Raw genomic sequence first — 26,674 nt, forward strand, 5'->3', positions numbered from 1 at the left:
GCATGACGCGAGCCAAGTCCAGCCAGACCAGCGCCACGACCAGCCTGAGCCGGGGCTGGGTGTCGTTCGTCGGCAGCGGCCCGGGTGACCCCGACCTGCTGACGGTGCGCGCCGTCGACCTCGTGCGCCAGGCCGACGTGGTCGTCACCGAGTCCCCCGAGCACGTCGCGCTCGTGCGCACGCTGCTCGGCCTGCCCGAGCCCGTGGAGCCGGCCGACGGCGAGCCCGCCCCCGAGCCGGTCGGGCCCGAGATGGTCGACGGCGGCTTCGGCGAGGACGGCCAGCCGCTGACCCACGCCGCGCGCGCCAAGGTCGTCGTCAAGCAGGCCAAGCGCGGACGCCGCGTGGTGCGCCTGATGACCGGCGACCCCTTCCTCTACGCCTCCGGCCCCGAGGAGGCGCAGGCCTGCGCCAAGGCCGGCCTCGGCTTCGAGATCGTGCCGGGCGTCTCCTCGGTCAGCGCCGTGCCCGCCTACGCCGGCATCCCGCTGACCACCAAGGACCACCGCGAGGTCGCCGTGGTCACGTGCGACGCCAGCGTCGACTGGAGCCAGTACGCCGACGACCGCACCCTGGTGCTGCTCTCCGGCGTCGGCATGATCGGCGAGATCAGCAAGGCCCTGATGGCCGCCGGTCGCCCGGCCTCGACGCCGGTCGCCATGACCCGCGTCGGCACGACCACGACCCAGTCGACGGTCTGCTCGACGCTGGAGCACATCGCCGCCGACGCGCGCGCCGCCCGGATGAGCCCGCCGGCCGTCACGGTCATCGGCAAGGTCGTCGACCTGCGCGAGACGCTGTCGTGGTTCGAGACCAAGCCGCTCTTCGGCTGGCGCGTGCTCGTGCCGCGCACCAAGGACCAGGCCGGCGTCCTCTCCACCCGGCTGCGAGGCTACGGCGCGGTGCCCGAGGAGGTCCCGACGATCTCGGTGGAGCCGCCGCGCAACCCGCTGCAGATGGACAAGGCCGTGCGCGGCCTGGTCGAGGGCCGCTACGAGTGGATCGCCTTCACCTCGGTCAACGCCGTCAAGGCCGTGCGCGAGAAGTTCGAGGAGTACGGCCTCGACGCCCGCGCCTTCTCCGGGCTGAAGATCGCCGCGGTCGGCGACAAGACCGCGGCCGCGATCGCGGCCTGGGGCCTGAGGGCCGACCTGGTGCCCTCCGGCGAGCAGTCGGCCGCCGGCCTGCTGGCCGACTGGCCCGAGTACGACGACGTCCTCGACCCGATCAACCGGGTCTTCCTGCCGCGCGCCGACATCGCCACCGAGAACCTCGTGGCCGGCCTGATCGACCTGGGCTGGGAGTGCGACGACGTCACGGCCTACCGCACGGTGCGCGCCACCCCGCCGCCGGCGCCGACCCGCGACGCCATCAAGACCGGCAAGTTCGACGCCGTCGTCTTCACCTCCTCCTCCACGGTGCGCAACCTGGTCGGCATCGCCGGCAAGCCGCACCCCTCCACGGTGATCGGCGTCATCGGCCCCGCCACGGCCAAGACCGCCGAGGAGCACGGGCTGCGCGTCGACGTCATGTCGCCCAAGCCCGACGTCGAGGAGCTGGTCGACGCGCTGGCCGACTTCGGCGCCGCGCGCCGGGCCGCCATGGTGGAGCAGGGCCAGGCCGTCACGCGGCCCTCCGACCGCAAGCCGTCGGCGCGCTCGCGCAAGGTCCGCGCGGAGTGAGCCCGGCCGCGCCCGGGGGCCCGACGGACCCCGTCGTCCACCCGCCGGTGGCCGGACCGACCATCCGGCCCCGGCGGCTGCGCACGACGCCGGCCCTGCGCCGCATGGTCGCGGAGACCTCCCTGGAGCCGCGCCAGCTCGTGCTGCCGCTCTTCGTGCGCGAGGGGCTCTCCGAGCCCGTGCCGATCACCTCGATGCCCGGCGTCGTGCAGCACTCGCGCTCGAGCCTGCTCGGCGCGGTCGCCGAGGCCGCCGAGCTCGGCCTGGGCGGGGTCATGCTCTTCGGCGTGCCCGAGCACAAGGACGCCACCGGCTCGGGTGCGCTCGATCCCGCGGGGATCCTCAACCTGGCCATCACCGACGTGGTGGGCGAGGTGGGCGACGCCCTGACCGTCATGAGCGACCTGTGCCTCGACGAGTTCACCGACCACGGCCACTGCGGGGTGCTCACCCCCGACGGGCGCGTCGACAACGACCGCACCCTGGCGATCTACGCCGAGATGGCGCGCGCCCAGGCCCACGCCGGCGTCGACATGGTCGGCCCCAGCGGCATGATGGACGGCCAGGTGCGGGTCATCCGCGAGGCGCTCGACGCCGCCGAGCACACCGACGTGTCGATCCTGGCCTACTCCACGAAGTACGCCTCCGCCTTCTACGGCCCCTTCCGCGAGGCCGTGGACTCCTCGCTCCAGGGCGACCGGCGCACCTACCAGCAGGACGGCGCCAACGCCCGCGAGGGCGTGCGGGAGGCGCTCCTCGACGTCGAGGAGGGCGCCGACATGGTGATGGTGAAGCCGGCGCTGGCCTACCTCGACGTGCTGCGCCAGGTGCGCGACGCCGTGCGGGTGCCGGTGGCGGCCTACAACATCTCGGGGGAGTACTCGATGGTCGAGGCGGCCGCCGCGCGCGGCTGGATCGACCGCGAGCCCGCGATCCTGGAGACGCTGACCTCGATCCGGCGCGCCGGCGCCGACGTGGTGCTCACCTACTGGGCCGCCGAGGCGGCCCGGCTGCTGCGCCGCTGACCTCGTGCCCGGCCGGCCCCGCCGGTGGGGCGGGGGCCGGACCGGGGGCCGGGCGGGCCCCGGTCACGATCAGGGCGTCGTGTAGTCCTCGACGCACTGGTCGAACTTGTCGGTGCTGCTCAGCGGGTTGTCGAGCAGGCCCTCGAGGGTGCACTGCACGATCGCCTGGGCCACGGTGAGCACGTCGTCGACGGGCTCGACGCCGGTCTCGGGCAGGTCGGGGAGGTCGGGCACCGGCAGCTGCGGTCCGTTGCCGCCCCCACCGGGGTTGGTGGGGTTGGTCGGGCCGGTGGGCCCGCCGTCGCCCTTCGGCGGGGTGGTGGGAGCCGGCTCCTCGGCCTGCGGGGTCGAGTCGACCTGGGGCTGCTGCGGCTGCGCCTGCGGCTGGCCGCCGCCCTGGCTGGGGCCGCGGGCCGGCGGCGGCTTCGGCGGGGTGTAGTCGGGGTCGGGCATGATCACGCCGGCCGCGGTGGTCGAGCTCGGCACCGAGGTGTAGTCGCCGTCGGTGTAGGCGTCCATGATCGACAGCACGAGCTGCACGTAGTCGTCGGAGCGGTTGTAGCGGAAGACCGAGGCCTCCTGGCCCGCGGTGGTCGACAGGTCGTCGCTGCCGGAGCAGAGGTAGACCGCCGTGCCGAGCGCGGCGTCGTCGACGTCCTGCGGGTCGCGCCGACCGTCGCCGTCGGCGTCGACGCCGACCGAGCGCCAGGTGGACGGGATGAACTGCATGGGGCCGACGGCGCGGTCCCACTGCGTGTCGTTGTCCAGCTCCCCGGCGTCGGTGTCGGAGATGGCCTGGGTGTTGTTGCGCCCGTTGAGGGCGATGCCGTAGATCCCGGGCTGGGCGACGCCGTCGGCGTCGAGGGTGTTGCCGGCGTACTGGCCGTGGTTGGACTCGACGCGACCGATGGCCGCGACCAGCTGCCACGGCAGGTTGCAGGACTTGTCGGCGGCGTTGATGACGGTCTCGGCGCGCTGGTAGGCGGCCAGCGCGGCCGACGGGATGCCGGAGCTGGAGGCGGTGGAGACGGCCTGCTGGGCGCGGCGGCCGTCGAGGCCGTCGGCGAGCCCGGCGAGGGAGCCGCCGCCGGAGACCGAGGCCGGCGCCTCGATGGCCTGCGCCGGCACGGTCGAGCCGTCGGGCAGGGAGGTGGGGTCGGCGAGCTCGGCCGACACGGGGACGGTGGTGGCCGCGGGGCCGACCAGCGAGGCGGTCCAGGCCGCCGACACGAGCGCGAGCGGGACCAGGGCGGTCACGCTCTTGACGCGTGCGGTCTTCTTCGCTGCCATGCTTCTCGTCTCCCGGTGGTGTCGCTCGTCGTGCTCCCTCAAGCACCTGTGACGGACCTAACGGAGGATGTCACGTCCAGGTTACGGACCGGTAGGAATCCCAGGATCCGTCGCGTGGGTCACATTCTCCGTCCGCCCGGGCATCCTCCCCGGCCCGGTCGGCCCGCAAACGCCCCCTCCGGCGCGCCGAGGAGGTGTCCGGCAGGTGGTTCGGTGTGCTCCCGGTCACGGCTTGGTCGCTCCCGGGCCCGCCGCGACTTCGTGTCGTTGGCGCCGCGAGGGATGATGAGGACGTGAGTCCCGCACCCACCGACGCCCACCCGCCCGCACCGCCCACGGCCTCCGGAGAGCTCTTCGCCCGGGCCCACGCGGTGACCCCCGGTGGTGTGAACTCCCCGGTGCGCGCCTTCAACGCCGTCGGAGGCACCCCCCGCTTCATCCGCTCGGCCAGCGGGGCCTGGCTCACCGACGTCGACGGCAACGACTACGTCGACCTCATCTGCTCCTGGGGGCCGATGCTGCTCGGCCACGCCCACCCCGAGGTGATGGCGCAGGTGCAGGCCGCGGTGGCGCGCGGCACGTCGTACGGCACCCCGACCGAGCCCGAGGTCCTGCTGGCCGAGGAGATCGTCGCGCGCACGCCGGTCGACAAGGTCCGCTTCGTCTCCTCCGGCACCGAGGCCACCATGTCGGCCATCCGGCTGGCCCGCGGCTTCACCGGTCGCGACGTCGTCGTGAAGTTCGCCGGGTGCTACCACGGCCACGTCGACGCCCTCCTGGCCTCGGCCGGCTCGGGTCTCGCCACCTTCGCCGTGCCGGGCACCCCCGGCGTGCCGGCCTCCTCGACCGAGCTGACGCTGGTGCTGCCCTACAACGACCGGGCGGCGGTGGAGAAGGTCTTCGCCGAGCACGGCGACCGCATCGCCTGCCTGGTCACCGAGGCCTCGCCGGGCAACATGGGCGTCGTGCCCCCCGAGCCGGGCTTCAACCGCTTCCTGGCCGAGACCTGCACCCGCCACGGCGCGCTCTTCGTGAGCGACGAGGTGATGACCGGCTTCCGGGTGACCCGCGAGGGCCAGTGGGGCCTCGACGGCAAGGTCGAGGGCTGGCGTCCCGACCTGATCACCTTCGGCAAGGTGATGGGCGGGGGCTTCCCGGCGGCGGCCTTCGGGGGTCGAGCCGACGTGATGTCGCAGCTCTCGCCCGAGGGGCCGGTCTACCAGGCCGGCACCCTGTCGGGTAACCCGGTCGCGACCACGGCCGGTCTGGCCACGCTGCGCCTGGCCACCGACGAGGTCTACGCCCACATCGGCGCCGCCGCCGAGACGATCAAGGTCGCGGCCGCCGAGGCGCTGACGGCGGTCGGCCTGCCGCACGTCGTGCAGGCCACCGGCACGATGTTCTCGGTGTTCCTCACCGAGGGCCCGGTCCGCGACTTCGAGGACGCCTCGCGCACCGACGCCCCGGCCTACGCCGCCTTCTTCCACGCGATGCTCGAGCGCGGCGTCTACCTCCCGCCGTCGGCCTACGAGGCGTGGTTCCTCTCCGCCGCCCACGACGACCGCGCCGTGCAGACCGTGCTCGACGCCCTGCCCCACGCCGCCCGTGCGGCCGCCGCCGCGAGGAGCGTCGCATGAGCAGCCCCGACACGATCGTCCACCTGATGCGCCACGGCGAGGTGCACAACCCCGAGGGAGTGCTCTACGGACGCCGCGACGGCTTCCACCTCTCCGCGCTCGGGGTGCGGATGGCCGAGAAGGTCGCCGACACGATCAAGGACCGCGACATCGTCCACCTGCGGGTCTCGCCGCTGGAGCGGGCCCAGGAGACGGCGCAGCCGCTGGCGCAGGCCCGTGGCCTCGACGTCGTCACCGACCCGCGGGTCATCGAGTCGACCAACAAGTTCGAGGGCGAGCAGTTCGGGGCCGGCAGGAACGCCCTGCGCAACCCCGCGACGTGGCGCCACCTGTGGAACCCCTGGAAGCCCTCCTGGGGCGAGCCCTACACCGACATCGTCGCGCGGATGATGTCGGCGGTCCACGACGCGCGGATCGCCGCGGCCGGTCACGAGGCGGTCGTGGTCTCCCACCAGCTGCCCATCTGGACCACCCGGCTGGCCGCGGAGAAGCGCTCCTTCCTCCACCACCCCAAGAGCCGCACCTGCACGCTGTGCTCGCTGACCTCGCTGCACTTCGTCGGCGACCGGCTGACCCAGGTCTCCTACTCCGAGCCCGCCGGCGACCTGATCCCGGTCGGCGACCGGTCGGCGCCCTTCTCCGCCGGCGGCACCACGGAGGAGTCGAAGCCGTCATGACCCCTCGCGCGCGCCGGCTCACGGCCGGCCTGGCCCTGGCCTGCTCGGTGGTGCTCGGCACCGCGGGCTGCTCGTCGCTGCGCGGCACCGACGACGGGGTCACCTACATCCAGGGCGGGGGCGCGGTCTCCGAGTACGCCCCCGACGAGCGCGAGGAGCCCGTGGTGCTGCGCGACCAGCCCACGACCACGGGCGGCACGGTCAGCATCGAGCCGGGCACCGTGACGGTGGTCAACGTGTGGTGGAGCGGCTGCGGGCCCTGCCGCACCGAGATGCCGCTGCTCACCGAGGCCGACCGCGAGCTCGGCGACAGCGTCGACTTCGTGGGCATCAACATCCGCGACACCAGCGCCACCCAGGCCGCGACCTTCGAGCGGGCGCGCGGCGTCGACTACCCCTCGATCTACGCCCCCGACGGGCGGGCGCTGCTGGCCTTCTCGGGCTCGGTCGCGCCCCAGACGATGCCCTCCACCGCGGTGCTCGACACCGAGGGCCGGGTGGCCGCGGTGATCAGCGGCGAGATCCCGAGCAAGCAGACCCTCCTCGACGTGGTCGAGACGGTCGTCGAGGAGGGCTGAGGCGTGGGTGACTGGTTCGGCCAGACGGCCTTCTCCGGCTCGCTGCTGCTCGCCGTCCCGGTGGCGGTGATCGCGGGGCTGGTCTCCTTCTTCTCGCCCTGCGTGCTGCCGCTGCTGCCCGGCTACCTCTCCTACGCCACGGGGCTCTCGGGCGCCGACATCGCCAGCGGCGACGTGCGCCGCGGGCGCATGCTCGCGGGCGCGGTGCTCTTCGTGCTCGGCTTCTCGGTGGTCTTCGTGCTCATCGGCATGGCCAGCGGCTCGGTCGGGGGCTGGCTGATCGTCAACCAGCGGCTGCTCGAGGTCGTGCTGGGGGTGGTCACCATCGTGCTGGGCCTGGCCTTCCTCGGGCTGGTGCCCTTCCTGGCCCGCGACCTGCGGGTGCACAAGGTGCCCGCGGTCGGCCTGGCCGCCGCACCGGTGCTGGGCTTCCTCTTCGGCGTCGGCTGGGCGCCCTGCATGGGCCCGACCCTGGGCGTCATCTTCACCCTCGCCTTCAACGAGGGCACGGCCGCCCGCGGGGGCCTGCTGATGGGGCTCTACTCCCTCGGCCTGGGCCTGCCCTTCATCGTCGCCGCGCTCGTGTGGCGCCGCGCGCTCGGCGCGCTGGCCTTCGTGCGCCGCCACCAGCAGGTCGTCACCCGCATCGGCGGCGGCATGCTGCTGCTGGTGGGCGTGCTCCTGCTCACCGGTGCCTGGGGCGAGATGGTCGCCTGGCTCCAGATCCACCTCGTCTCGGGCTACCAGGTGAGCGTGTGAGCACCGCGACGAAGGAGCGCGCCTCCGGCGCCACGCCGCCGCCGCGGCGTGCCGGCGAGCTGACCCTGGGCGAGCTGCTGCGCTTCGGCTGGCGCCAGCTCACCTCGATGCGCACCGCGCTCATCCTCCTGCTGGTGCTGGCCCTGGCCGCCGTGCCGGGCTCGATCGTGCCGCAGGAGGGCGTCGACGCGCTCAAGACGTCGAACTGGAAGGACGCCCACCCCACGCTCACGCCGATCTACGAGCGTCTGAGCCTCTTCGACGTCTACGGCTCGCCGTGGTTCGCGGCGATCTACATCCTGCTGATGATCTCGCTCATCGGCTGCATCATCCCGCGCACGTTCCACTACTGGCGCGGCCTGCGCGCCGTGCCGCCGGCGGCCCCGCGCAACCTGACCCGGCTGCCCGACAGCACCAGCTACACCACCGACGAGGACGTCGCCGAGGTCGAGGAGCGCGCCCGGCGCCTGCTGGCCAAGCGGGGCTACCGCGTGCGCCCGGCCCGCGACGGCGAGGACGCCGTGAGCGCCGAGCGCGGCTACCTGCGCGAGGCCGGCAACCTGGTCTTCCACCTCTCGGTGGTGGTGGTGCTGGTCGGCTTCGCCGTGGGCAGCCTGCTGGGCTACAAGGGCGGCGTGATCCTGCTCGTCGGCGACGACGCCGGCTTCACCAACCGGCTCACGCAGTACGACGACTTCGTGCCCGGCACCCTCTTCGGGGCCGACCAGCTCGACGACTTCGCCTTCGACGTCGACTCCTTCGACGTGGACTGGCTCGACAGCGGCCCGGCCCAGGGCCAGGCCCGCGGCTTCGTCAGCCACGTCTCCTACGTCGAGGGCCTCGACGACGCCCCCACCGAGTACGACCTGCGCGTCAACCACCCGCTGCAGATCGACGACACCGAGATCTTCCTCATCGGCCACGGCTACGCCCCCGTCATCACGGTGCGCGACGGCGAGGGCAACGAGGTCTACAGCGGGCCGACGATCTTCCTGCCGCAGAGCCCCGACTTCCTGTCCTTCGGCGTGGTCAAGGCCGCCGACGCCCAGCCGGGGCAGATCGGCCTGGAGGGGTTGTTCTACCCCACCTTCATCAACGTGGAGGGCGACCCGGTCAACGTCATGGGCGAGGCCAACAACCCCACGCTGTCGATGCAGGTCTACACCGGCGACCTCGGCCTCGACCAGGGCCAGTCGCAGTCGGTCTACGTGCTCGACAAGGCCGACGCCGAGCTGGTCACCAAGGCCGACGGCTCGCCCTTCCGCCTCGACCTGCAGGAGGGCCAGACCGAGACCCTGCCCGACGGGCTGGGCACGGTGACCTTCGAGGGCCTCGAGCGGTGGAACCGCATCCAGATCAGCCAGACCCCCGGCAAGGAGGTCGCCCTCATCGGCGTCTGCCTGGCCCTGCTCGGCCTGCTCGGCTCCCTCTTCATCCGCCCGCGTCGCGTCTGGCTGCGGGCGCGTCGCGAGGGGGGGAGCACACTGGTCGAGGTGGCCGCGCTCGACCGCTCCGGCGGCGGCGACGTGGGCGTCGTGCTCCAGCAGCTGGTCGCCGACCTCCGTCCCGGGGCCACCCCCGGCCACACCCCCGGTGCCGACGGCGCCGGACCCGCAACCACCGAGGAGAAGACGTCGTGAGCGACAGTGCATGGGAGGCCCTGAGCAACCAGGCCGTGGCCGCCGCAGGTCTGGTCTACTTCCTGGCCCTGCTGGCCCACCTGGTCGAGTGGAGCGCGCTGCGCAAGGTGCCCGTGGAGGCCGGCGCGCGGGAGACCGCGACGGTCGGCGCGGGCGGCCCGGCCGCCCCGGCGTACGGCGCGAGCGCCGAGCCGGCCGCGGGGTCCGAGGGCCCCGACCACGAGCACCGCATCGACCTCTTCGGGCGCATCGGCTTCTCGCTGACCGTGGTCGCGGGCCTGGTGCACGCCGTCTCGCTGCTCGCGCGCGGGATGGCCGCCGACCCCAACCGGGTGCCGTGGGGCAACATGTACGAGTTCACGCTCTCGGGCACCTTCGTGGTGACCCTGCTCTACGTCGTGATGCGCCGTCGCCTCGGGCTGAGCTGGATGGCCCCGCTGGTCGTCGGCTTCGTGCTCGTGCTGCTCATGGTCGACGTCATCTGGCTCTACGCCCCAGTCTCCCCGCTCACCGAGGCCCTCAACTCGCCCTGGCTGGTCATCCACGTGGTCTCCGCGGTCATCGCGACCGGTGCCTTCAGCCTCGGCGGCATCTGCTCGGTGCTCTACCTGCTCAAGGAGCGCTCGATCACGAAGGGCCGCGAGTCCTCGACCGGCTACCTCTCGCGGGTGCCGTCGCTGGCCGTGCTCGACCGGGTGTCCTACCGCCTGCACGCCTTCGCATTCCCGGTGTGGACCTTCGCGGTGCTCATCACCGGCCCGATCTGGGCCCACCAGGCCTGGTCGAACTACTGGAACTGGGACCCCAAGGAGGTGTGGGCGTTCATCACCTGGGTCGTCTACGCCGCCTACCTCCACGCCCGCTCCACGGCCGGCTGGAAGGGTCGCAACGCCGCCTACCTCGCGCTGCTCGGCACCGCCACCCTGTGGTTCAACTTCATCGGGATCAACTTCTTTTCCACGACCTCCCAGCACAGCTACGCCGCCCCGGAGCCGGCCCCCGTGGTCGCCGAGGCGCCGGTCCTGGCCGGCGGGGCCTGACCCCCTGCGGTCCGCCCTGAGGGGCGGGGCCCGCGCGAGCGCGGGTCGCGCGGCTGAGGTGGTCGCGGCTCAGGTGGTCGCGGGCGGGTTGTCCGGGTCGTCGGGGTGCAGCCGCTTGCGGTCGAGGTCGCGCAGGAAGTCCTCGTCGTCGTCGGGAGCGACGATCCGGGGCTTGGGCTTGGGGCCCTTGGGTGCGGGCCGCGACGGCCGCGCCGCCGGGCGCTGCGGGCCCTGCTCGAGCAGGCCGCGGCGCTGGATGACGCGGATCGTGAGGTACGTCGCGAGGGCGAAGACGGCGATCACCAGCAGGAACTTGAGCACCCCTCCAGCGTAGGTGCCCGGTGGTCACCGGGCCTGCGACCGCGACCGGTCGCCTCGGGGCCGGTGCCGGGTGCGGGCTACCCTGGGGGCGTGAAGGAGTTCGTCGTCTACACCGCCCTGCGCCTGGTCCTCTTCGCGGCCTCGCTGGCCGTCGTCATGGGCGTGTGGCTCAGCGTCGCCGGTCAGGCCAACCTGCTGTGGTCCTTCGTGCTCGCCTTCGTCATCAGCGGCATCGGCTCCTACTTCCTGCTCAACGGCCCGCGCGAGGCCTTCGCCCGGCGCGTCGACGAGCGGGCCCGCCGCGCGGCCAGCCGCTTCGAGGAGATCAAGGCGCGCGAGGACGCCGAGGACGCCGAGGACGAGCAGCGGCGCAGCGACGCCGGCGAGGCGCCCCGCGCCTGACCCGGCGCCCGCGTCCCACCCCTCGCGCGGCCGACCCGGCCGGCGCCCGCGAGGCCGTGGGTCAGCGCTTGCGGCGGTCGATCGAGCGCTGCACGCGGCTCTCGGACTGCCCGAGCACCTTCGCCATCAGCGGCACCCGGAACTTCCAGGCGGCGACGGCGGCGACCACGACGAGGACGAAGATCAGGAAACCCATGCTGCCAGCGTAGGTCGGGCCAGGTCGTGCCCGGTCGCGCCGGGTCAGGCGAGGACGAGCAGCGGCACGGCGGTGAGCACGGCCCAGGCCAGCTCGCCGGCCCCGGTCGAGGCCAGCACGGGGATCAGGCCCGGGCCGACGGCCCCGCCGAGCACGGTGCGCACCCCGCGGGCGGCCACGACGAGGAAGCCGAGACCGAGCAGCGCCCACCAGGTGGTGAGCGCGGCGAGGGCCACGACGGCCAGGGCCGCGAGCCCCACGAGCCCGACGTAGAGCCGGCGGGTGCGGCGCTCACCGAGCTTGACCGCGAGGGTGCGCTTGCCGGCGAGGGTGTCGGAGGGGATGTCGCGCAGGTTGTTGACCACGAGGATGGCGCAGGCCAGGGCACCGATGCCGACGGCGGCGGCGAGCGCCGCGGCGAGGTCGCCGGCCGCCAGCGACGCGGTCTGCACGTAGGTCGTGCCGACGACGGCGACGAGGCCGAAGAAGACGAAGACCATGACCTCGCCCAGGCCGAGGTAGCCGTAGGGGTTCGAGCCGCCGGTGTAGTACCAGGCGGCCACGATGCTGACCAGGCCGACCGCGACGAGCCACCAGGCGGTGGTGGCCGCGAGCACCAGTCCGGCGACCCCGGCCACGCCGAAGGCGAGGAAGGCGGCCCGCTTGACGGCGGCGGCGGGCGCCGCGCCCGACCCGACCAGCCGCATCGGCCCGACCCGGTCGTCGTCGGTGCCGCGGATGCCGTCGGAGTAGTCGTTGGCGTAGTTGACCGCGACCTGCAGCGCCAGGCTCACCACGAGGGCGAGCACGGCCTTCCACCACACCGCCTCGTCGACGTGGGCGGCGACGCCCGTGCCGGCGAGCACCGGGGAGACGGCGGCGGGCAGGGTGCGCGGGCGCGCGCCGGCGATCCAGTCGGAGGGGGTGGCCACCGGAGGATTCAACCAGTCGCGGCCCGCGCGACCGCTCAGCGGGCGGGATCGAGGTCGTGGCGCACCAGGAAGCGCTGCGCGGCCCGGGCCGAGGGGTGCAGGGCGGCCGCGGCGCCCACGGCGATGGCGGCGATGGCCAGCCAGCCCAGGGTGCCGACCTCCAGGGCGAGGAAGGTGTAGAGGGCGGGGGCGCCGATGTAGCCCAGCTGGCGGCCCAGGTTGCGGGCGCCCTGGTACTCCCCGCGCCGGTCGGGGTCGGAGAGCTCGGAGTCGAAGGACCAGCTCGCGGCCGAGAGGTACAGCTCGGCGCCGGTCACGGTGACGTGGCCCAGCCAGATCAGGGCGATGGTGACCCAGCCGACGGTCTCGTGGGTGGCCAGGGTGATCACGCACGACACGACGAAGAACACGCTGCTGAGGCGCGCGGCCCGCAGGGCGGTGGTCACGTCGCGCACGCCCCGCGCGGCCCGCATGGGCAGGAAGATGCACATCACCGTGTTGGTGCCGAAGAGCAGCGCCAGCAGCACGCGCGGCGCGTCGGTCTCCTCCACCAGCCAGAGGGGGATCACCAGGTGCAGCAGCACCTGGTTGGTGTCGAGCACCCCGCCGAAGAACGACGTGGCCAGAAAGCCGCGGTTGCGCAGCGCGCCGGGCACCGTCCCGCCGGGCCCGGCCGCCCGCGCGTCGGAGGTGGCGGGAGCCGACGGCTCCGGGTCGTCGAGGGCGGCCTCGACCGCCGCCACGAGCGGGTCGGGGCGGTGCTGGTGCGCGGTGGCCGGCAGCCGGGTGATCCACCAGGCGTTGGCCGCCACCAGCACCGCGGGCAGCCAGGGCAGGGCGCGGATGACCGAGTCGTCCTCGAAGGCCAGGGCGATCCCGCCCAGCGCGGCGCCGAGGGTGAAGCCCAGGTTGAGCGCGGAGTACATGTAGGCCTGCGAGCGCACCCGCTCCGCGCGCGGCAGCAGGTCGAGCACGTAGGCGCCGCGCCCGGCGTTGCCGGCCCCGTTGACGATCTCCAGCACGATGCTCATCGCCAGGAAGGCGGCGAAGCCGTCGATGAAAGGCCACACGGCGTACATGAGGGCGGTGCCGAGCGCGCCCAGCGCCCAGGTGCGCTGGGGGCCCAGCCGGTCGGCCAGGCGCCCGGCCGGCACGGCGACGAGCATCGAGACCACGCCGGCCACGGTGATGCCCAGGCCCACCTGGGCGGCGGAGAGCCCCACGACCTGGGTGAAGAAGACGGCGCTCGCGGTGAGGAAGGTGCCGTCGCCGATGGCGTAGAGCACCGACTGCACCGAGAGTCGTCCGGCCAGCGGGGTGGGCGGGGCCGCCTTCCGGGCTCCCGCCCGGGCGACGTCGACCAGGGTGCTCACGCCCCGCAGTGGATCACGCCTGGCTAGGGTCGGTCGCGTGGATATCGGCGGCACGACCCGCGAGGTGGTCGACTCCCTGCGCGGCTGGCTGGCCGGCGCGGCCGAGCCCGAGCCGCTGGTCGTCACGACGTCGGGGTCGACGGGGCGGCCCAAGCGCGTGGCCCTCTCGCGCCGCGCGGTGCTCGCCTCCGTGCACGCCACCGAGCGACGACTCGGCTCCTCGGGCGCCTGGCTGCTGGCGCTGCCGGCCTCCTACGTCGCGGGCGTGCAGGTCGTGTGCCGCTCGCTGGTCGCGGGCCACGACCCCGTGCTGCTCGAGGAGCACGACGGGTTCGCCGCGGCCACCGCCGAGCTCGTGCGCCGCGGACCCTTCGCCCTCGGCGCCGCCGAGCGCGGCGACCGCTTCGTCTCCCTGGTGCCCACCCAGCTGCACCGCCTGCTCGACGACCCCGACGACGTCTGGGCCCTGCGCAGCTACCACACCGTGCTGCTCGGGGGCGGCCCGCTCGACCCGGCCCTGCGCGCCCGCGCCGAGACCGCCGGGGTGCGCGTGGTGGCGACGTACGGCTCGGCGGAGACCGCGGGCGGCTGCGTCTACGACGGGGTGCCCCTCGACGGTGTCGCGCTGGCGCTGGGGCGCGACGGGCGGGTCCGCCTCGGCGGGCCGACGCTCTTCGAGGGCTACGACGGCGACCCCGACCTGACCCGCGAGGTGCTGGTCGACGGGTGGTTCCTCACCTCCGACGCCGGCCGCCTCGACGACGACGGCCGGCTCCAGGTGCTCGGGCGCCTTGACGACGTGGTCGTGAGCGGCGGGGTCAACGTGCCGGCGCCCGCGGTGGCGGCCCGGCTGCGCGAGCACCCCGACGTCGTGGCGGCCGAGGTGCTCGGCGTGCCCGACGAGGAGTGGGGCCACCGGCTGGTCGCCTTCGTCGTCGGAGCCCTCGACCTCGACGCCGCCCGCGACTGGGTGTCGGGCGCCCACCCGCGCGCGTGGGCTCCGCGCCAGCTCGTGGGCCTCTCCGAGGTGCCGATGCTGGCCAACGGCAAGCCCGACCGGCTGCGGCTGCGCGCGCTGGCCGCGCCCGAGGAGCAGGGGCAGCGGCCGTGACCCACGTCTGGTCGGTGCCGATGACCACCCGCTTCCGCGGCATCACCGTGCGCGAGGGCGTGCTGCTGCGCGGGGCCGGCGACGGCGACCCGGGGCGGACGGGCTGGGGGGAGTGGAGCCCGTTCCTGGAGTACGACGCGGCCGTCGCCGAGCCCTGGCTGCGCTGCGCCGAGGAGGCGGCCGCCGGCGACTGGCCGGAGCCGGTGCGCACCGAGGTGCCGGTCAACGTGACGGTGCCCGTGGTCGACCCCGAGCGGGCCCACGCGCTGGTGCTGCGCGGGGGCTGCCGCACCGCCAAGGTCAAGGTCGCCGACCCCGGCTCGAGCCTGGCCGAGGACCAGGCCCGGCTCGAGGCCGTGCGCGACGCCCTGGGGCCGGGCGGTCACGTGCGCATCGACGTCAACGGCCTGTGGAGCCTCGAGGAGGCCCTCGCCGCGATCCCGGTGCTCGACCGCGCCGCCGGCGGCCTGGAGTACGTCGAGCAGCCCTGCGCCACGGTCGAGGACCTGGCCCGCGTGCGCCGCGGGGTCGACGTGCCGGTCGCGGCCGACGAGTCGATCCGCCGGGCGGCCGACCCCTACCGGGTGCGCGACCTCGAGGCCGCCGACGTGGCGGTGCTTAAGGTGCAGCCCCTCGGCGGGGTGCGGGCGTGCCTGCGCATCGCCGAGGACATCGGCCTGCCGGTGGTGGTGTCCTCGGCGCTGGAGACCTCGGTGGGCATCGCCGCCGGTCTCGCGCTCGCCGCGGCGCTGCCGGAGCTGCCGCACGCCTGCGGCCTGTCCACCGTGCAGCTGCTCACCGGCGACCTGGTCGCCGACCCCCTGGTGCCCGTCGACGGGGTGCTGCGGGTGCCGGGCTCGCCCGGGGTGCCCGGCACCGTGGTCGACGAGGAGGCGCTCGCGCGGTGGGCGGCGCCGCCGGAGCGGGTGGCGCACTGGGAGGCGCGCCTGGCCGAGGTCAGGGCGCTGCGGCAGGATCGACGTCCGTGAGCACCCACGCCGACCCCGCCGAGCCCGCCGAGCCCACCGAGCCGCCCTCGGCCCTGCTGGCGCGCGCGGTGGTGACCGCGCTCCTGGCGCACGGCGTGCGCGACGTGGTGGTCGCCCCCGGGTCGCGCAACGCCCCGCTGTCCTTCGCCGTCCACGACGCGGCGACCGCGGGGCTGCTGCGTCTCCACACCCGCGTCGACGAGCGGTCGGCGGCCTTCCTCGCGCTGGGACTGACCCGGGCCGGGGCCCGGGCGGCGGTGGTGTGCACGTCGGGCACGGCCGTGGCCAACCTGCATCCCGCGGTGCTGGAGGCGGCCCACTCCGGCCAGCCCCTCGTCGTCGTCACCGCCGACCGCCCGGCGCGGCTGCGCGGCACCGACGCCAACCAGACCACCGACCAGGTGGGGATCTTCGGCGCCCTGGTCGCGACCCACGACCTGGCCGGTCCCGGCGACGTCCCGGTGCTCGACGACCCGTGGGGCCCGGTGCACCTCGACGTCCAGCTCGACGACCCGCTGCTCCCGGCCGCGCCGTGGCGCCCGGCCGTCGTGCCGGGGGAGCGCCCCGCGCGGGCGCGACCCGAGGCAGTCGACCGCATCCCGCTCGGCCCGCGCACCGTGGTCGTCGCCGGCGACGACGCCGGCCCGCCGGCCCGCCAGCTCGCCGAGCGCGCCGGCTGGCCGCTGCTGGCCGAGCCCTCCAGCGGCTCGCGCACCGGCACCCACGCGCTGCGCTGCTACCGGCTGCTGCTCGACACCGACCTCGCCCGCAGCGTCGAGCGCGTCGTCGTGGTCGGTCACCCCACGCTGTCGCGCCCGGTGATGCGCCTGCTCGGTCGCGACGACGTCGAGGTGTGGGCCGCCCCCGGCCGCGGCGCCTGGCCCGCGCGGCCCTACCGCGTCGACCGCCCGCTGGGCGGCGGCCGCTTCGAGCTGGTCGACCCCGCCGCCGACCCGGGAGCCCCCGCCGCCGACGCCCCCGCCGGACCGGTGCGGACGCCGTGGCTCGAGGCGTGGCTCGAGGCCGACCGCGCGGTCGCCCGGCGCCTCGACGCGCTCGTGGCCGCGGAGCCGGGCCTCACGGCCTACGCCGTGGCGGGGGCCGTCGTGCGGGCCACGCCGCCCGGCGGGCTGCTCGTCGTCGGGCCCTCCAACCCGGTGCGCGACCTCGACCTCATGCAGACCGGCTTCGGGGTCGGCGCCCGCCGCTTCGTGGTCGCCAACCGCGGCCTGGCCGGCATCGACGGCATGGTCTCGACCGCGATCGGCGCCGCGCTGGGTCGTCCGCACAGCACCCGGGCGATCGCCCTGCTGGGCGACGTCACCTTCCTCCACGACAGCAACGGCCTGGTGCTGGGGCCCGACGAGCCCCGGCCCGACCTGACCCTGGTGGTGGTCAACGACGACGGCGGGTCGATCTTCGCCACGCTCGAGCAGGGCGCCCCCGAGCACGCCGACCGCTTCGAGCGGCTCTTCGGCACCCCGCACGGCGTCGACCTCGCCGCCCTCTGCGCGGCGACCCGCACCCCCCACTGGCGGGTGGAGAGCCTGCCCGAGCTCGAGCAGGCGCTCGCCTCGCCCGCCGGCGGGATCGAGGTGGTCGAGGTGCGCGTGCCCCGCCAGGACCGCCGCGAGGTCGACGCCCGGATCCGCGGCCTGGCCGCGGACTGACGGCACGGGCCGCCACCGGGGGATGATGGGGCCGTGGAGATCGCCCTGCTGCTGTGTGGACTCGCCGTCGGCGTGCTGGTGTGCACGGCGCTGGCCGACCGGCTCGAGGTGCCGGCGCCCTTCCTGCTGATCGCGGTGGGGGTGGCGGCCTCCTACGTGCCGCAGGTGCCCCAGGTCTACCTCGACCACGACGTCGTGCTCCTCGGCCTGCTCCCGCCGCTGCTCTACGCCGCGGCCCAGCAGACCTCGCTGGTCGACTTCAACGCCAACCGCCGACCGATCCTGCTGCTCTCGGTCGGGCTCGTCGTCTTCACCGCCGCCGGCGTGGCCTGCGTCGTACGGCTCTTCCTGCCCGACCTGCCGTGGGCCCTGGCCCTGGCCATCGGAGCCGTCGTGGCCCCGCCCGACGCGGTCGCCGCCACCGCCATCGGGCGCCGGATCGGTCTGCCCCGACGGGTGGTCACGATCCTCGAGGGCGAGTCGCTCTTCAACGACGCCACCGCACTGGTCTTCCTGCGCACGGCCCTGGCCGTCGCGGCGGGCAGCGGCCTCGACGCCGGCGGGGTCGCGCTCGACTTCGTGCTCGCCGCGGGCGGCGGGGCCCTGGTCGGCCTGGCCTTCTTCGTCGTGGTCGGCAAGGTGCGCCGGCGCATCACCGACCCGGTCATCGACTCGGCGATGTCGCTGGTCGTGCCCTTCGCGGCGTACGTGCTGGCCGAGGAGATCCACGCCTCGGGCGTGATCTCCGTCGTGGTGGCCGGGCTGCTGCTGGGCCACAAGGCGCCGGTGCTGCAGACCGCGCAGTCGCGCATCGCGGAGCGGCTCAACTGGCGCACCATCGCCTTCGTCCTGGAGAACGCCGTCTTCCTGCTCATCGGGCTCCAGGCGTGGTGGATCGTCGAGGGTGCGGTCGACTCCGACATCGGGCTGGGGCGCATCGCGGCGGTCTGCGGGGCGACGCTGGCCGCGGTGATCGTGCTGCGGCTGCTGTGGGTCTTCCCGGCGCGCTACCTGCTGGTGCGCCCCGGGCCCGACCCCGACCTCGGCCAGGACGCGCCGTGGACCTACACCTTCGTGCTCGGCTGGGCCGGCATGCGCGGGGTCGTGACGCTCGCCGCCGCCTTCGTCATCCCGGAGGGCACGCCCTACCGCGAGGTGCTCCTGCTCATCGCCTTCACCGTGGTGGCCGGCACCCTCTTCGTGCAGGGGCTGACGCTGCCGATGGTGGCCCGTCGGCTGCGGGTGCCCTCGCCCGACCCCGCCGAGGACGCGCTGGCCCGCGCGACCCTGCTCCAGCAGGCCTCCAAGGCGGCGCTGGAGGAGCTCGACCGGCTGGAGTACGACGACCAGCACGGCGCCGTCGACCTCATCCGCCAGCGCCTCGACCAGCGCAACTTCGCCGCCTGGGAGCGCCTGGCCACCGTCGGCGACCAGGAGTCGCCCAGCGACCTCTACTCCCGCGCGCGCCGCGCCATGATCGGCGCGGAGCGCCGCCGGGTGCTGGAGATCCGCAGCGGCGGCACGGTGCCCGCCGAGGTCGTGGCCGACGTGCTGGCCATGCTCGACGTGGAGGAGTCGATGCTCGACGTGGCCAGCGAGGAGCGCGAGGAGCTGCGCGCCACCGCCGTCGGCCGGCGTCTGGGCGAGGTCTGCGCCGACCTGGAGCGCTTCCCGGCGGTCGTCACGGCCCAGGGCCCGGTTTGCGCGCGCTGCCTGGAGGACGGCACGACCTGGGTCGCGCTGCGCCAGTGCCTGGAGTGCGGCCACGTCGGCTGCTGCGACTCCTCCCCGCAGCAGCACGCCACCGTGCACTTCCACGAGACCGCCCACGCGGTGATGCAGTCGGCGGAGGAGGACGAGAGCTGGCGCTGGTGCTACGTGCACCACCTCACCGGCTGACCGTGCGGTGCCCGGGCCTGCGGCGGCTCAGGCGAGCGCCTGCTCGAGGGTGCGGGCGTCGTGGCCGGTGACGCGCCGCACGTCGTCGGTGACCCGGGCGCACGACCCGTCGGCGATGGCGGTGTAGGTGCTGACCCAGGCGTCGAGCTGCCAGTCCTCGGCGTCGTAGGCGGCGCGCCGCGAGGCGTAGGCCTGCTCCACGCCCTCGTCCTCGAAGCGCAGCTCGCGGCCCAGGACGGCGCCGGCGCGGGCGGCCACCTCGGTCATGGTGAGCGCCTCCGGCCCGGTCAGCACGTACGTCGCCCCCGCGTGGGCGGCCGGGTCGCGCAGCACCGTGGCGGCGACGTCGGCCACGTCGGCGCGGGCCACGGCGGCGACCCGGCCCTCGCCCGCGGGCCCGCGGATGACGCCGGCCTCGTCGGCGAAGAGCGGGAGCACGTCGACGTAGAAGTTGTCGCGCAGGAACGTGAATCCCATGCCGGTCTCCGCGGCCGCCTCGCGGATCGCGGTCTCGGCGTCGTGGTGGTCGCGGCCGAGGGTGAAGGTGGCCTGTGGGTCGGCGCCGGCGAACGAGGTGTAGACGAGGTGGCGCACGCCGGCGTCGGCGGCGGCGCGGACGAAGGTGCGGTGCTGCTCGCGCCGGTCGACGGCCTCGGCCGCGGAGACCATGAGGAGGGTCTCGACCCCGCGCAGGGCCTCCAGCGACGCGGCGTGGTCGGCGTAGGTGCACTCGCGCACGTCGCAGTCGACGTCGGGGGCACGCGAGGCGTCGCGCACGAGCAGGCGCAGGTCGAGGCGGAAGTCGGCGCCGGCGAGCTGCGCGGTGACGAGGCCGCCGAGCGCCCCCGTCGAGCCGGTGACGCCCACGGTGCGGGTCAGGTCGGTCATGCGTCCTCCTGGACGTCGAAGCGGATCGGGAAGCGGAGCGCGCCGGTGTTGCCCGACACGGGCAGCCAGGTGCCGGGACCGTCGGGGCGGGCCCCGGGCAGCCGGCGGGCCAGCAGGGGCAGGGCGACGGCCATGTCGGTGCGCGCCACGAAGTGGCCCAGGCAGTGGTGCACCCCGGCGCCGAAGCCGGCGTGGGGCGGCCGCTCGCGCCGGGCCTGGGCCTCGATGTCGAAGGAGGGGTCGGCCATCGCGGCCGGATCGGTGCCGGCGGCGTGGGAGAGCACCTGCACGATGCCGCCGGCCGGCACGCGCAGGCCGCCGAGGTCGACGTCCTCGAGGGCCTCGCGGGTCACCCAGGTGACCGTGGGGTTGACCCGCATCACCTCCTCGACGGCGGCGGCGCCGAGGTCGGGGCGCTCGCCCAGGAGCCGCCACTGGTCGGGGTGGGCCAGCAGCGTCTGCACGGCCAGGCCGATCTGGTTGCGGGTGGTCTCCATGCCCGCGAAGGCGAGGAAGACCAGCGCCACGCTGAGCTCGCGCCCGGTGAGCCGCTCGCCGTCGTCGGCGGCGCGCACGAGCGTGGTCACGAGGTCCTCCGGCCCGTCGCCGGGCCCGTCGTCCGGCCCGTCGCCGGGCCCGTGGGCCGAGCCGGCGGCGATCCGGGCCCGCCGGTCGGCGACCACCTCGTCGACGTAGCCGGTCAGCCCCTCCAGCGCGGCCTCGATGCGCGGGAGCCGGGCGGCCACGTCGACCGAGAACGACGCCCCCAGGTCGTCGGCCCAGCGGGCCACCTGCGGCCAGTGCGCCTCGTCGAGGCCGAGCAGCACGCAGATGATCCGCGCGGCGTAGGGCTCGGCGAAGTCGTGGACGAGCTCGACGCGGCCGGTGGCGGCGAAGGCGTCGACGAGCTCGTGGGCCAACGCCTCGAAGCGCGGGCGCATCGCCGCGATCGCGCGGCTGCGGAAGGCCGGGGCGAGCAGCCGGCGCACGCGGGCGTGGTCGTCGCCCTCCAGGCTGAGCAGCGTCTCGGCCCACCAGTCGGAGAAGAGCCCGGAGTGGATGCCGTTCTGCGCCGGCCAGCGGGCGTTGCCCTGCGCGAAGCGGCGGTCGCGCAGCACCGCGGTGCCCTCGGCGTGGCGCAGCACGGCCCAGCCCCACGTGGTCTCGACGTACCAGTCGCGCTCGCGGGCCTCGAGCACCGCGGCGGAGGTGACGTTGAAGGACGGGTCGCCCAGGTCGAGCACGCTCACGTGCCGGCCCGCAGCATGCGCAGGTGGCGCCCGTCGTCGAGCTCGTCGACGGTGCCGTCGAGGCGGAAGCCCTGCCGCTCGTAGAAGCCGATGGCGCGGTCGTTGCCGGCCAGCACCCACAGGTACGCCGCGCGGTCGCCGATCGCCGCCTGCAGCAGCGCGTAGCCGACCCCGGTGCCCCACAGCCGGGCGCGCACGTAGAGCGACCACAGCTCGGTCGCGGTGTCGACGTCGCCGTCGCGCGCCGGGCCCGCGCTGGCGAAGCCCACCAGCTCCTCGCCGCCGCCCGGGCCCACCTCGACCGCCAGCCACAGCGGCTCCTCGCGCGGGCCGGCGAGGATGCCGCGCCAGCGCTCCACCCGGGCCGGCACGTCGGTGCGGCGCTCGTCGAGCACGCGCTGCTCCACCAGCCCGGTGTAGGCGTCGTCCCAGACGTCGAGGTGCAGGTGGGTCAGGGCCTCGGCGTCGTCGGGCGTCGCCTGGCGCAGCCGCACGGCGGGAGCGGGTCGGGGGCTGCTCGTGCTCACCCCTGCATCGTAGGGACCACCCGGGTCGCGGGATGGCTACGGTGGGAGCCATGCGCATCACCAAGCTGGGCCACGCCTGCGTGAGGGTCGAGCACGACGGCGGGGCGCTGGTGGTCGACCCCGGGGTCTTCACCGACGCGGCCGAGGCCCTCGACGGGGCCGGCGCGGTGCTGCTGACCCACGAGCACTCCGACCACTACCTCGCCGAGCACCTGCGCCTCAGCGACGCGCCCGTCGTCACGATCGAGGCGGTGGCGGCCCGCATCCGCGCGGAGGCCCCCGACGTCGCCGAGCGGCTCGTCGTGGTGGCCCCGGGCGAGCGCTTCACCGCCGCGGGCCTCCCGGTGCGCGCCGTCGGCGAGCGCCACGCGGTGATCCACCCGGAGCTGCCCCGCATCGACAACAGCGGCTACGTCGTGACCTGCGGCGACCGGCGCGTCTACCACCCCGGCGACGCCCTCACGCCGCCCGGCGAGCCCGTCGACGTGCTGCTCTGCCCGGTCAGCGCGCCGTGGCTCAAGGCCGCCGAGGCCATCGACTTCGCCCGCGAGGTCGGCGCCCCCCGGGTGCTGGCGATCCACGACCGCGTCTACTCCGAGGCAGGCCTCGACATCGTCGACGGCCACCTGCGCCGCTTCCTCGAGCCGGCCGGGAGCGCCTACACCCGGCTGCCCGACGGCGCCGACCTCTGAGCGGGGCGGCCGTGACCGCCTGGGTGCGACTCGAGCTCGACCTCGCGGCCTTCGACGAGACGCCGTTCCTGCCCTGCCTCGACGCCGCGACCGCCGCCGGGGTCGCCCTCACCACGATGGCCCGCCTCGGCGACGGCGCACGGCAGCGTCGCCGCCTGGAGGCGCTCTGGGCCCGTTGCGCCGCCGACGACCCCGGCGCCGACCTGTCCGCGGGGGTGCCCGAGCGGTGCGCGGCGGCCTCCTACGACCCCCACGGCGCGGTCGTCGCGGTCGAGGGCGAGCACTGGGTGGGGCTCAGCGTCACCTCGCTGCGCCCGCTCGAGGGCTACGCCTTCGGCGAGATGACCGGCGTGGTGCCCGAGCGTCGGGGCCGCGGGCTCGCGGTGGCGATGAAGCTGGAGGCGGTGCGCTGGGCGCGCTCGCGCGGCCACACCCGGCTGCGCACCTTCCACCACCCCGACAACGCCGCGGCGATCGGGCTCAACCTGCGGCTGGGGGCGACGGCTCCGTCGCCGTGATGGCGTCGCGCACGGGCACGAACTTCGCCTGGGCCTCGGCCAGCTCCGACTCGGGGTCGGAGTCGCCGACGATCCCGCAGCCGGCGAAGAGGCGCACGGTCGAGCCGTCCACCGACGCCGAGCGCAGCGCGATGCCCCACTCGCCGTCGCCGGAGGCGTCCATCCAGCCGACGGGCGCGGCGTAGCGACCGCGGTCCATGCCCTCGATCTCGTGGATCAGCGCGGTGGCCGCCGCCGTGGGCGTGCCGCCGACCGCCGCCGAGGGGTGCAGCGCCTCGGCCAGCTGCAGCGACGAGACCGTCGCCGCGTCGTGCACCACGCCGGCGACGTCGCTGGCCAGGTGCATGACGTTGGGCAGGTGCAGCACGAAGGGCGCCTCGGGCACGTTCATCGACGAGCAGTGCGGCTCGAGGGCGTCGGCGACCGAGCGCACGGCGTACTCGTGCTCCTCGAGGTCCTTGGAGGAGCGGGCCAGCGCGGCGGCCAGCGCCAGGTCGCGCTGGTCGTCGCCGCTGCGGCGGATGGTGCCGGCCAGCACCCGCGAGGTCACCAGCCCACGCTCGCGGCGCACCAGCATCTCGGGGGTCGCGCCGAACATGCCGTCGACGTGGAAGGTCCAGCACATGGGGTAGCTCTCGGCCAGGCGGCGCAGCGGCCAGCGCACGTCGACCGGCGCGTGGGCGGTGGCGAGCAGGTCGCGGGCCAGCACGACCTTCTCCAGGTCGCCGGCCTCGATGCGGGCCACCGCGTCGGCCACCACGCTCATCCACCGCTCGCCGTCGAGGGCACCGTCGACGAAGCTGATCCCGACCGGCACCGCCGGGTCGTCGGCGGGGTCCAGCTCGGGCGACCCGCCCTCCTGCTCGGCCGGGCCGATGGTCGTCACCCAGGTCAGGTCGCCGCGGCGACCCACGACCACCGACGGCACGACCAGCACGGAGTCGCCCGGCTCGTGGGCGAAAGCGAAGGACCCGAAGCAGACCAGGCCCGTGCCCGGCTCGTCGACCTCGTCGTGCTCCACCGAGCGCGCGACCAGCTCGGACCACCACTTCGCGGCGTCGGCGAAGCGGGTCGGCCCGTCGGTGCGCAGCTCGGCGGCGACACCCCAGCCGACGAGACCCTCGCCGCGACGCAGCCACGTCACCGGACGGTCCGCGGGCAGCAGGGACAGCAGCGAGTCGACGTGGCCCGGCTCGACCACGACGGTGCGAGCGACCAGGGGTCCGGCGGCCAGACGGTCCGCGGCCGCGCCGGAGGTCTCGCTGGTGCTCACGTCTCGAGGGTACTCAGCCGATGGGCGATCCCGACCGAGGCGTGGGTAACGTCACCGCCGTGACCACCACTCCCACCATCGCTCGTACCCGCGTCGCCGGCGTCGTCCTCGGCGCCGTCCTGCTGGCCCTCATGGTCGTCTTCGCCGTCGTCCTGCCGAGGATCGACAGCGGCGCCGAGGAGCTCTCCGGCGCCGACGGCGTCGCGGCCCTGCCCGACGAGCTGCCGGGCGGCCTGCGGGCCCTCGACCTCGGCGTCGAGGCCCCCGAGGGCCAGGACCCGGCCCAGGCCGAGGAGCTGACGCAGCGCCAGACCGAGCTCCAGGAGTCGGCCGGCGAGCGGCTGGGCGAGGTCTTCGACGCCCCCGCCGAGGTCCGCATCTACGCCGACGAGGCGCTGCAGCGCCAGGCGGCCGTGGCCGTGGTCGGCGTGCCCGCCGGGCTGTTCATCCCCGGCGCCCTGCCGGTCGACCCGGCGCTGCTCGACCTCGCCCGCAGCTCCACCGAGCTCGAGCGGGTCGGCGACGCGGTGTGCCAGCTCACCTACGGGCAGAACGTGCCGGCCGGCCAGCCCGTGCCCGAGGACGACCCCGCCGGCGTGACCTGCCAGCTGGGGGCCGAGGGCACGACGTACTGGATCCAGGGCGGCGGGATCACCGCCGAGGAGGCCGTGGCCGTGCTCGACGACCTCGCCGGCTCCGAGGACTGACCGGGCCCCGCCGGCCCGCTCAGGGCAGGCGCGTGCCGTCGTCGGCGTACGCCGCCAGCACGGCGCGCACGTCGACGAGCCGCGGGCGGCCCGCGGGGTCGGGGTCGCCGCACGCCGCCAGCAGCCTCGCCAGCTCCGCCGGCGCGTGGGACGCCACCCGCACCGGGCCCGTACGTCGCGCCCGCCAGCGCGCGGGGGGTGTCGGCTCCTCGCCGCTGAGCGCCTCGCGCAGCAGCACGCCGAGCCCCCACACGTCGGTCGCGGGCGCGAGGCCCTCGCCCGTGACCTGCTCCGGGGCGAGGTAGCCGGGGGTGCCGGCGCCCGGGCGGCCCGCACCGGGTCGCGCGGCCAGGCTCAGGTCGAGCAGCACCGCCTTGCCGTGCTCGACCACGACGTTGCCCGGCTTGAGGTCCAGGTGCAGCCAGTCGTGGCGGTGCAGGTAGCCCAGCACCGAGACCAGCTGCAGACCGAGCAGGGCGGTGTCCTCGACCCCCAGGGCGCCCTCCTCGACGACCGCGGCCAGGGTGGCGCCGCGCAGGGTCTCGAGCACGACCGCCGGGAGCGGGTCGGTGAGCACGGCGTAGCCGCGCACCAGGTGCGGGTGGGTCAGCGTCGTCACGATGCGGCCCTCGCGCAGGACCCCGTCGACGACCTCGCGCTCGTGGCGACGGTCGGCGCGCACGACCTTGACCACGCAGCGGCAGCCGCGCTCCTCGTCGTAGGCGTCCCAGGTGTCGAGGCGGCGTCCGTGGGCCAGGCGCTGCACCGCGCGGTAGCCGGGCAGCAGCGGCTCGCCGGGGGCGACCTCCGGCGCGGGTCCCGGCACGGCGTCGCGACCGCCCGCGAGGAGCCTGCCCGGGCGCGGCCCGCTCACCGGGACACCGCCGCGGCGACGGGCACCGTGTCGGCCGGGTCGGCCGGGTCGGCCGGTGGGTGGTCGGCGTCGGCCGGTGGGTGGTCGGCGAGGTCCTCGAGCCGCACGACGCGGTCGACGTACTCCAGGGCGAGCGGGTCGTGGGTGAGCAGCAGCACCGTGCGCCCCAGCGCAGGATCGGTGACGGCCTCCAGCAGCCGTCGGGTGGCGTCGGGGTCGAGCCCGGTGGTGGGCTCGTCGAGCACCAGCACCCGGCTCTCGCGCAGCAGCGCGCGGGCCAGCGAGAGGCGCTGGCGCTGGCCACCCGAGAGCGTGCGTCCGCGCTGCCCGATCCGGGTGTCGTAGCCCTGGGGGAGCCGCTCCACGAAGGCGTGGGCGTCGGCGGCCCGGGCGGCGGCGCGCACCTCGGCGCGGGTGGCACCGGGCCGGGCGTAGGCGATGTTGTCGTGGACGCTGGCGTCGAGCAGCAGCTGCTCCTGCAGCAGCAGGGTGACCGCAGCGCGCACGGAGGTCGCGGTGTGGTCGGCGACGTCGTGGCCGTCGACGGCGACCACGCCGGCGTCGGCGGTGACCTGACGGGTCAGCAGCCGCGCGAGGGTCGACTTGCCCGAGCCGCTGGCGCCCACGACCGCGACCCGCTCGCCCGGCGCGACGTGCAGGTCGAGCCCGCTGACGGCGTCGCGTGCTGCGCCGGGGTAGCGCACGGTCACGGCGCTCAGGTCCA

Annotated in this window: 27 protein-coding genes; 16 read left to right on the forward strand and 11 right to left on the reverse strand. The window is 75.2% G+C overall.

Features of this window, described 5'->3' with window-relative positions:
* The first annotated feature begins 2 nt into the window (after window positions 1-2).
* Window positions 3-1,682 carry a uroporphyrinogen-III synthase gene (locus LPA27_RS13070; RefSeq protein WP_228942726.1) on the forward strand — a complete coding sequence of 560 codons (1,680 nt, stop codon included), beginning with the start codon at window positions 3-5 and terminating at the stop codon, window positions 1,680-1,682.
* A 47-nt stretch (window positions 1,683-1,729) separates the two neighbouring features.
* Window positions 1,730-2,707, forward strand: coding sequence for a porphobilinogen synthase (gene hemB / locus LPA27_RS13075; protein ID WP_082500471.1), 978 nt, complete (start codon window positions 1,730-1,732; stop codon window positions 2,705-2,707).
* A 69-nt stretch (window positions 2,708-2,776) separates the two neighbouring features.
* Here the strand turns inward: hemB and LPA27_RS13080 are convergent, their stop codons facing one another.
* Window positions 2,777-3,997 (reverse strand): lytic murein transglycosylase, encoded by a 1,221-nt coding sequence (locus tag LPA27_RS13080; protein ID WP_228942712.1) that lies wholly within the window; start codon window positions 3,995-3,997, stop codon window positions 2,777-2,779.
* A gap of 293 nt (window positions 3,998-4,290) precedes the next feature.
* Between LPA27_RS13080 and hemL the strand changes: the two genes are divergently transcribed.
* The 6 genes from hemL to ccsB are packed head-to-tail and all read left to right on the forward strand — an operon-like array spanning window position 4,291 to window position 10,328.
* Window positions 4,291-5,634: a glutamate-1-semialdehyde 2,1-aminomutase gene (gene hemL, locus LPA27_RS13085; RefSeq protein WP_228942713.1), complete on the forward strand. Its 1,344-nt coding sequence runs from the start codon at window positions 4,291-4,293 to the stop codon at window positions 5,632-5,634.
* Window positions 5,631-6,311 carry a histidine phosphatase family protein gene (locus LPA27_RS13090; RefSeq protein WP_056864845.1) on the forward strand — a complete coding sequence of 227 codons (681 nt, stop codon included), beginning with the start codon at window positions 5,631-5,633 and terminating at the stop codon, window positions 6,309-6,311. The genes hemL and LPA27_RS13090 overlap by 4 nt, the downstream gene beginning before the upstream one ends.
* Window positions 6,308-6,889 (forward strand): TlpA disulfide reductase family protein, encoded by a 582-nt coding sequence (locus LPA27_RS13095; protein WP_056864844.1) that lies wholly within the window; start codon window positions 6,308-6,310, stop codon window positions 6,887-6,889. The genes LPA27_RS13090 and LPA27_RS13095 overlap by 4 nt, the downstream gene beginning before the upstream one ends.
* A 3-nt stretch (window positions 6,890-6,892) precedes the next feature.
* The gene (locus LPA27_RS13100; RefSeq protein WP_056864843.1) at window positions 6,893-7,648 is read left to right on the forward strand and encodes a cytochrome c biogenesis CcdA family protein; all 756 of its coding nucleotides are present in this window, start codon (window positions 6,893-6,895) and stop codon (window positions 7,646-7,648) included.
* On the forward strand, window positions 7,645-9,288 hold the full coding sequence (gene resB, locus LPA27_RS13105; protein ID WP_228942714.1) for a cytochrome c biogenesis protein ResB: 1,644 nt from the start codon (window positions 7,645-7,647) through the stop codon (window positions 9,286-9,288). Before LPA27_RS13100 ends, resB begins: the two co-directional genes overlap by 4 nt.
* Complete coding sequence (gene ccsB / locus LPA27_RS13110) at window positions 9,285-10,328, forward strand: c-type cytochrome biogenesis protein CcsB (RefSeq protein WP_056864842.1); 1,044 nt, start codon at window positions 9,285-9,287, stop codon at window positions 10,326-10,328. Before resB ends, ccsB begins: the two co-directional genes overlap by 4 nt.
* Window positions 10,329-10,397: 69 nt before the next feature.
* Here the strand turns inward: ccsB and LPA27_RS13115 are convergent, their stop codons facing one another.
* Complete coding sequence (locus tag LPA27_RS13115; protein ID WP_056905314.1) at window positions 10,398-10,649, reverse strand: hypothetical protein; 252 nt, start codon at window positions 10,647-10,649, stop codon at window positions 10,398-10,400.
* Between the two features lie 90 nt (window positions 10,650-10,739).
* Between LPA27_RS13115 and LPA27_RS13120 the strand changes: the two genes are divergently transcribed.
* On the forward strand, window positions 10,740-11,051 hold the full coding sequence (locus LPA27_RS13120; RefSeq protein ID WP_056864840.1) for a DUF4229 domain-containing protein: 312 nt from the start codon (window positions 10,740-10,742) through the stop codon (window positions 11,049-11,051).
* 61 nt (window positions 11,052-11,112) lie between these two features.
* On the opposite strand, the gene LPA27_RS19280 is transcribed toward LPA27_RS13120, so the two are convergent.
* Genes LPA27_RS19280 through LPA27_RS13130 form a run of 3 tightly spaced genes read right to left on the reverse strand, consistent with a single transcriptional unit; the run spans window position 11,113 to window position 13,552 of the window.
* On the reverse strand, window positions 11,113-11,247 hold the full coding sequence (locus tag LPA27_RS19280; RefSeq protein ID WP_264674774.1) for a hypothetical protein: 135 nt from the start codon (window positions 11,245-11,247) through the stop codon (window positions 11,113-11,115).
* 44 nt (window positions 11,248-11,291) lie between these two features.
* Window positions 11,292-12,179 carry a 1,4-dihydroxy-2-naphthoate polyprenyltransferase gene (locus LPA27_RS13125; RefSeq protein ID WP_056905315.1) on the reverse strand — a complete coding sequence of 296 codons (888 nt, stop codon included), beginning with the start codon at window positions 12,177-12,179 and terminating at the stop codon, window positions 11,292-11,294.
* Between the two features lie 35 nt (window positions 12,180-12,214).
* A complete protein-coding gene (locus LPA27_RS13130; protein ID WP_228942715.1) occupies window positions 12,215-13,552 on the reverse strand; it encodes an MFS transporter in 1,338 nt (445 codons plus the stop codon).
* 37 nt (window positions 13,553-13,589) lie between these two features.
* Between LPA27_RS13130 and LPA27_RS13135 the strand changes: the two genes are divergently transcribed.
* From LPA27_RS13135 to LPA27_RS13150, 4 genes are read left to right on the forward strand one after another with little or no spacing between them, the layout of a single operon-like run.
* Window positions 13,590-14,663, forward strand: coding sequence for an AMP-binding protein (locus LPA27_RS13135; RefSeq protein ID WP_228942716.1), 1,074 nt, complete (start codon window positions 13,590-13,592; stop codon window positions 14,661-14,663).
* Window positions 14,660-15,652, forward strand: a complete 993-nt coding sequence (locus LPA27_RS13140; RefSeq protein ID WP_267477214.1) for an o-succinylbenzoate synthase — start codon at window positions 14,660-14,662, stop codon at window positions 15,650-15,652. Before LPA27_RS13135 ends, LPA27_RS13140 begins: the two co-directional genes overlap by 4 nt.
* Window positions 15,649-17,322 (forward strand): 2-succinyl-5-enolpyruvyl-6-hydroxy-3-cyclohexene-1-carboxylic-acid synthase, encoded by a 1,674-nt coding sequence (gene menD, locus LPA27_RS13145; protein WP_228942717.1) that lies wholly within the window; start codon window positions 15,649-15,651, stop codon window positions 17,320-17,322. Before LPA27_RS13140 ends, menD begins: the two co-directional genes overlap by 4 nt.
* Window positions 17,323-17,355: 33 nt before the next feature.
* Window positions 17,356-19,221: a Na+/H+ antiporter gene (locus LPA27_RS13150; RefSeq protein WP_228942718.1), complete on the forward strand. Its 1,866-nt coding sequence runs from the start codon at window positions 17,356-17,358 to the stop codon at window positions 19,219-19,221.
* A 27-nt stretch (window positions 19,222-19,248) separates the two neighbouring features.
* On the opposite strand, the gene LPA27_RS13155 is transcribed toward LPA27_RS13150, so the two are convergent.
* From LPA27_RS13155 to LPA27_RS13165, 3 genes are read right to left on the reverse strand one after another with little or no spacing between them, the layout of a single operon-like run.
* Window positions 19,249-20,109, reverse strand: coding sequence for an NmrA family NAD(P)-binding protein (locus LPA27_RS13155; protein ID WP_056864835.1), 861 nt, complete (start codon window positions 20,107-20,109; stop codon window positions 19,249-19,251).
* A complete protein-coding gene (locus tag LPA27_RS13160) occupies window positions 20,106-21,359 on the reverse strand; it encodes a cytochrome P450 (protein ID WP_228942719.1) in 1,254 nt (417 codons plus the stop codon). The genes LPA27_RS13155 and LPA27_RS13160 overlap by 4 nt, the downstream gene beginning before the upstream one ends.
* A complete protein-coding gene (locus tag LPA27_RS13165; protein ID WP_228942720.1) occupies window positions 21,356-21,886 on the reverse strand; it encodes a GNAT family N-acetyltransferase in 531 nt (176 codons plus the stop codon). Before LPA27_RS13165 ends, LPA27_RS13160 begins: the two co-directional genes overlap by 4 nt.
* A gap of 50 nt (window positions 21,887-21,936) precedes the next feature.
* On the opposite strand from LPA27_RS13165, the gene LPA27_RS13170 reads away from it, so the two are divergent.
* The gene (locus LPA27_RS13170) at window positions 21,937-22,578 is read left to right on the forward strand and encodes an MBL fold metallo-hydrolase (RefSeq protein ID WP_228942721.1); all 642 of its coding nucleotides are present in this window, start codon (window positions 21,937-21,939) and stop codon (window positions 22,576-22,578) included.
* Window positions 22,579-22,589: 11 nt separating this feature from the next.
* Window positions 22,590-23,096 (forward strand): GNAT family N-acetyltransferase, encoded by a 507-nt coding sequence (locus LPA27_RS13175; protein ID WP_193661976.1) that lies wholly within the window; start codon window positions 22,590-22,592, stop codon window positions 23,094-23,096.
* Here the strand turns inward: LPA27_RS13175 and LPA27_RS13180 are convergent.
* Window positions 23,059-24,369, reverse strand: a complete 1,311-nt coding sequence (locus tag LPA27_RS13180) for an isochorismate synthase (RefSeq protein ID WP_228942722.1) — start codon at window positions 24,367-24,369, stop codon at window positions 23,059-23,061. The genes LPA27_RS13175 and LPA27_RS13180 overlap by 38 nt on opposite strands.
* Window positions 24,370-24,428: 59 nt before the next feature.
* Here LPA27_RS13180 and LPA27_RS13185 point away from each other — a divergent pair, with 59 nt between their 5' ends.
* Complete coding sequence (locus LPA27_RS13185) at window positions 24,429-25,076, forward strand: hypothetical protein (protein ID WP_228942723.1); 648 nt, start codon at window positions 24,429-24,431, stop codon at window positions 25,074-25,076.
* Window positions 25,077-25,095: 19 nt separating this feature from the next.
* Here the strand turns inward: LPA27_RS13185 and LPA27_RS13190 are convergent, their stop codons facing one another.
* Window positions 25,096-25,950, reverse strand: coding sequence for a serine/threonine-protein kinase (locus LPA27_RS13190; RefSeq protein ID WP_228942724.1), 855 nt, complete (start codon window positions 25,948-25,950; stop codon window positions 25,096-25,098).
* On the reverse strand, window positions 25,947-26,674 hold a 728-nt coding region (locus LPA27_RS13195; RefSeq protein WP_228942725.1), incomplete at its 5' end, for an ATP-binding cassette domain-containing protein. The genes LPA27_RS13195 and LPA27_RS13190, both read right to left, overlap by 4 nt.

Origin of the sequence: Nocardioides sp. Leaf374 (assembly GCF_916862475.1) — a bacterium.
In the GTDB taxonomy this organism is placed as follows: domain Bacteria; phylum Actinomycetota; class Actinomycetes; order Propionibacteriales; family Nocardioidaceae; genus Nocardioides; species Nocardioides kribbensis.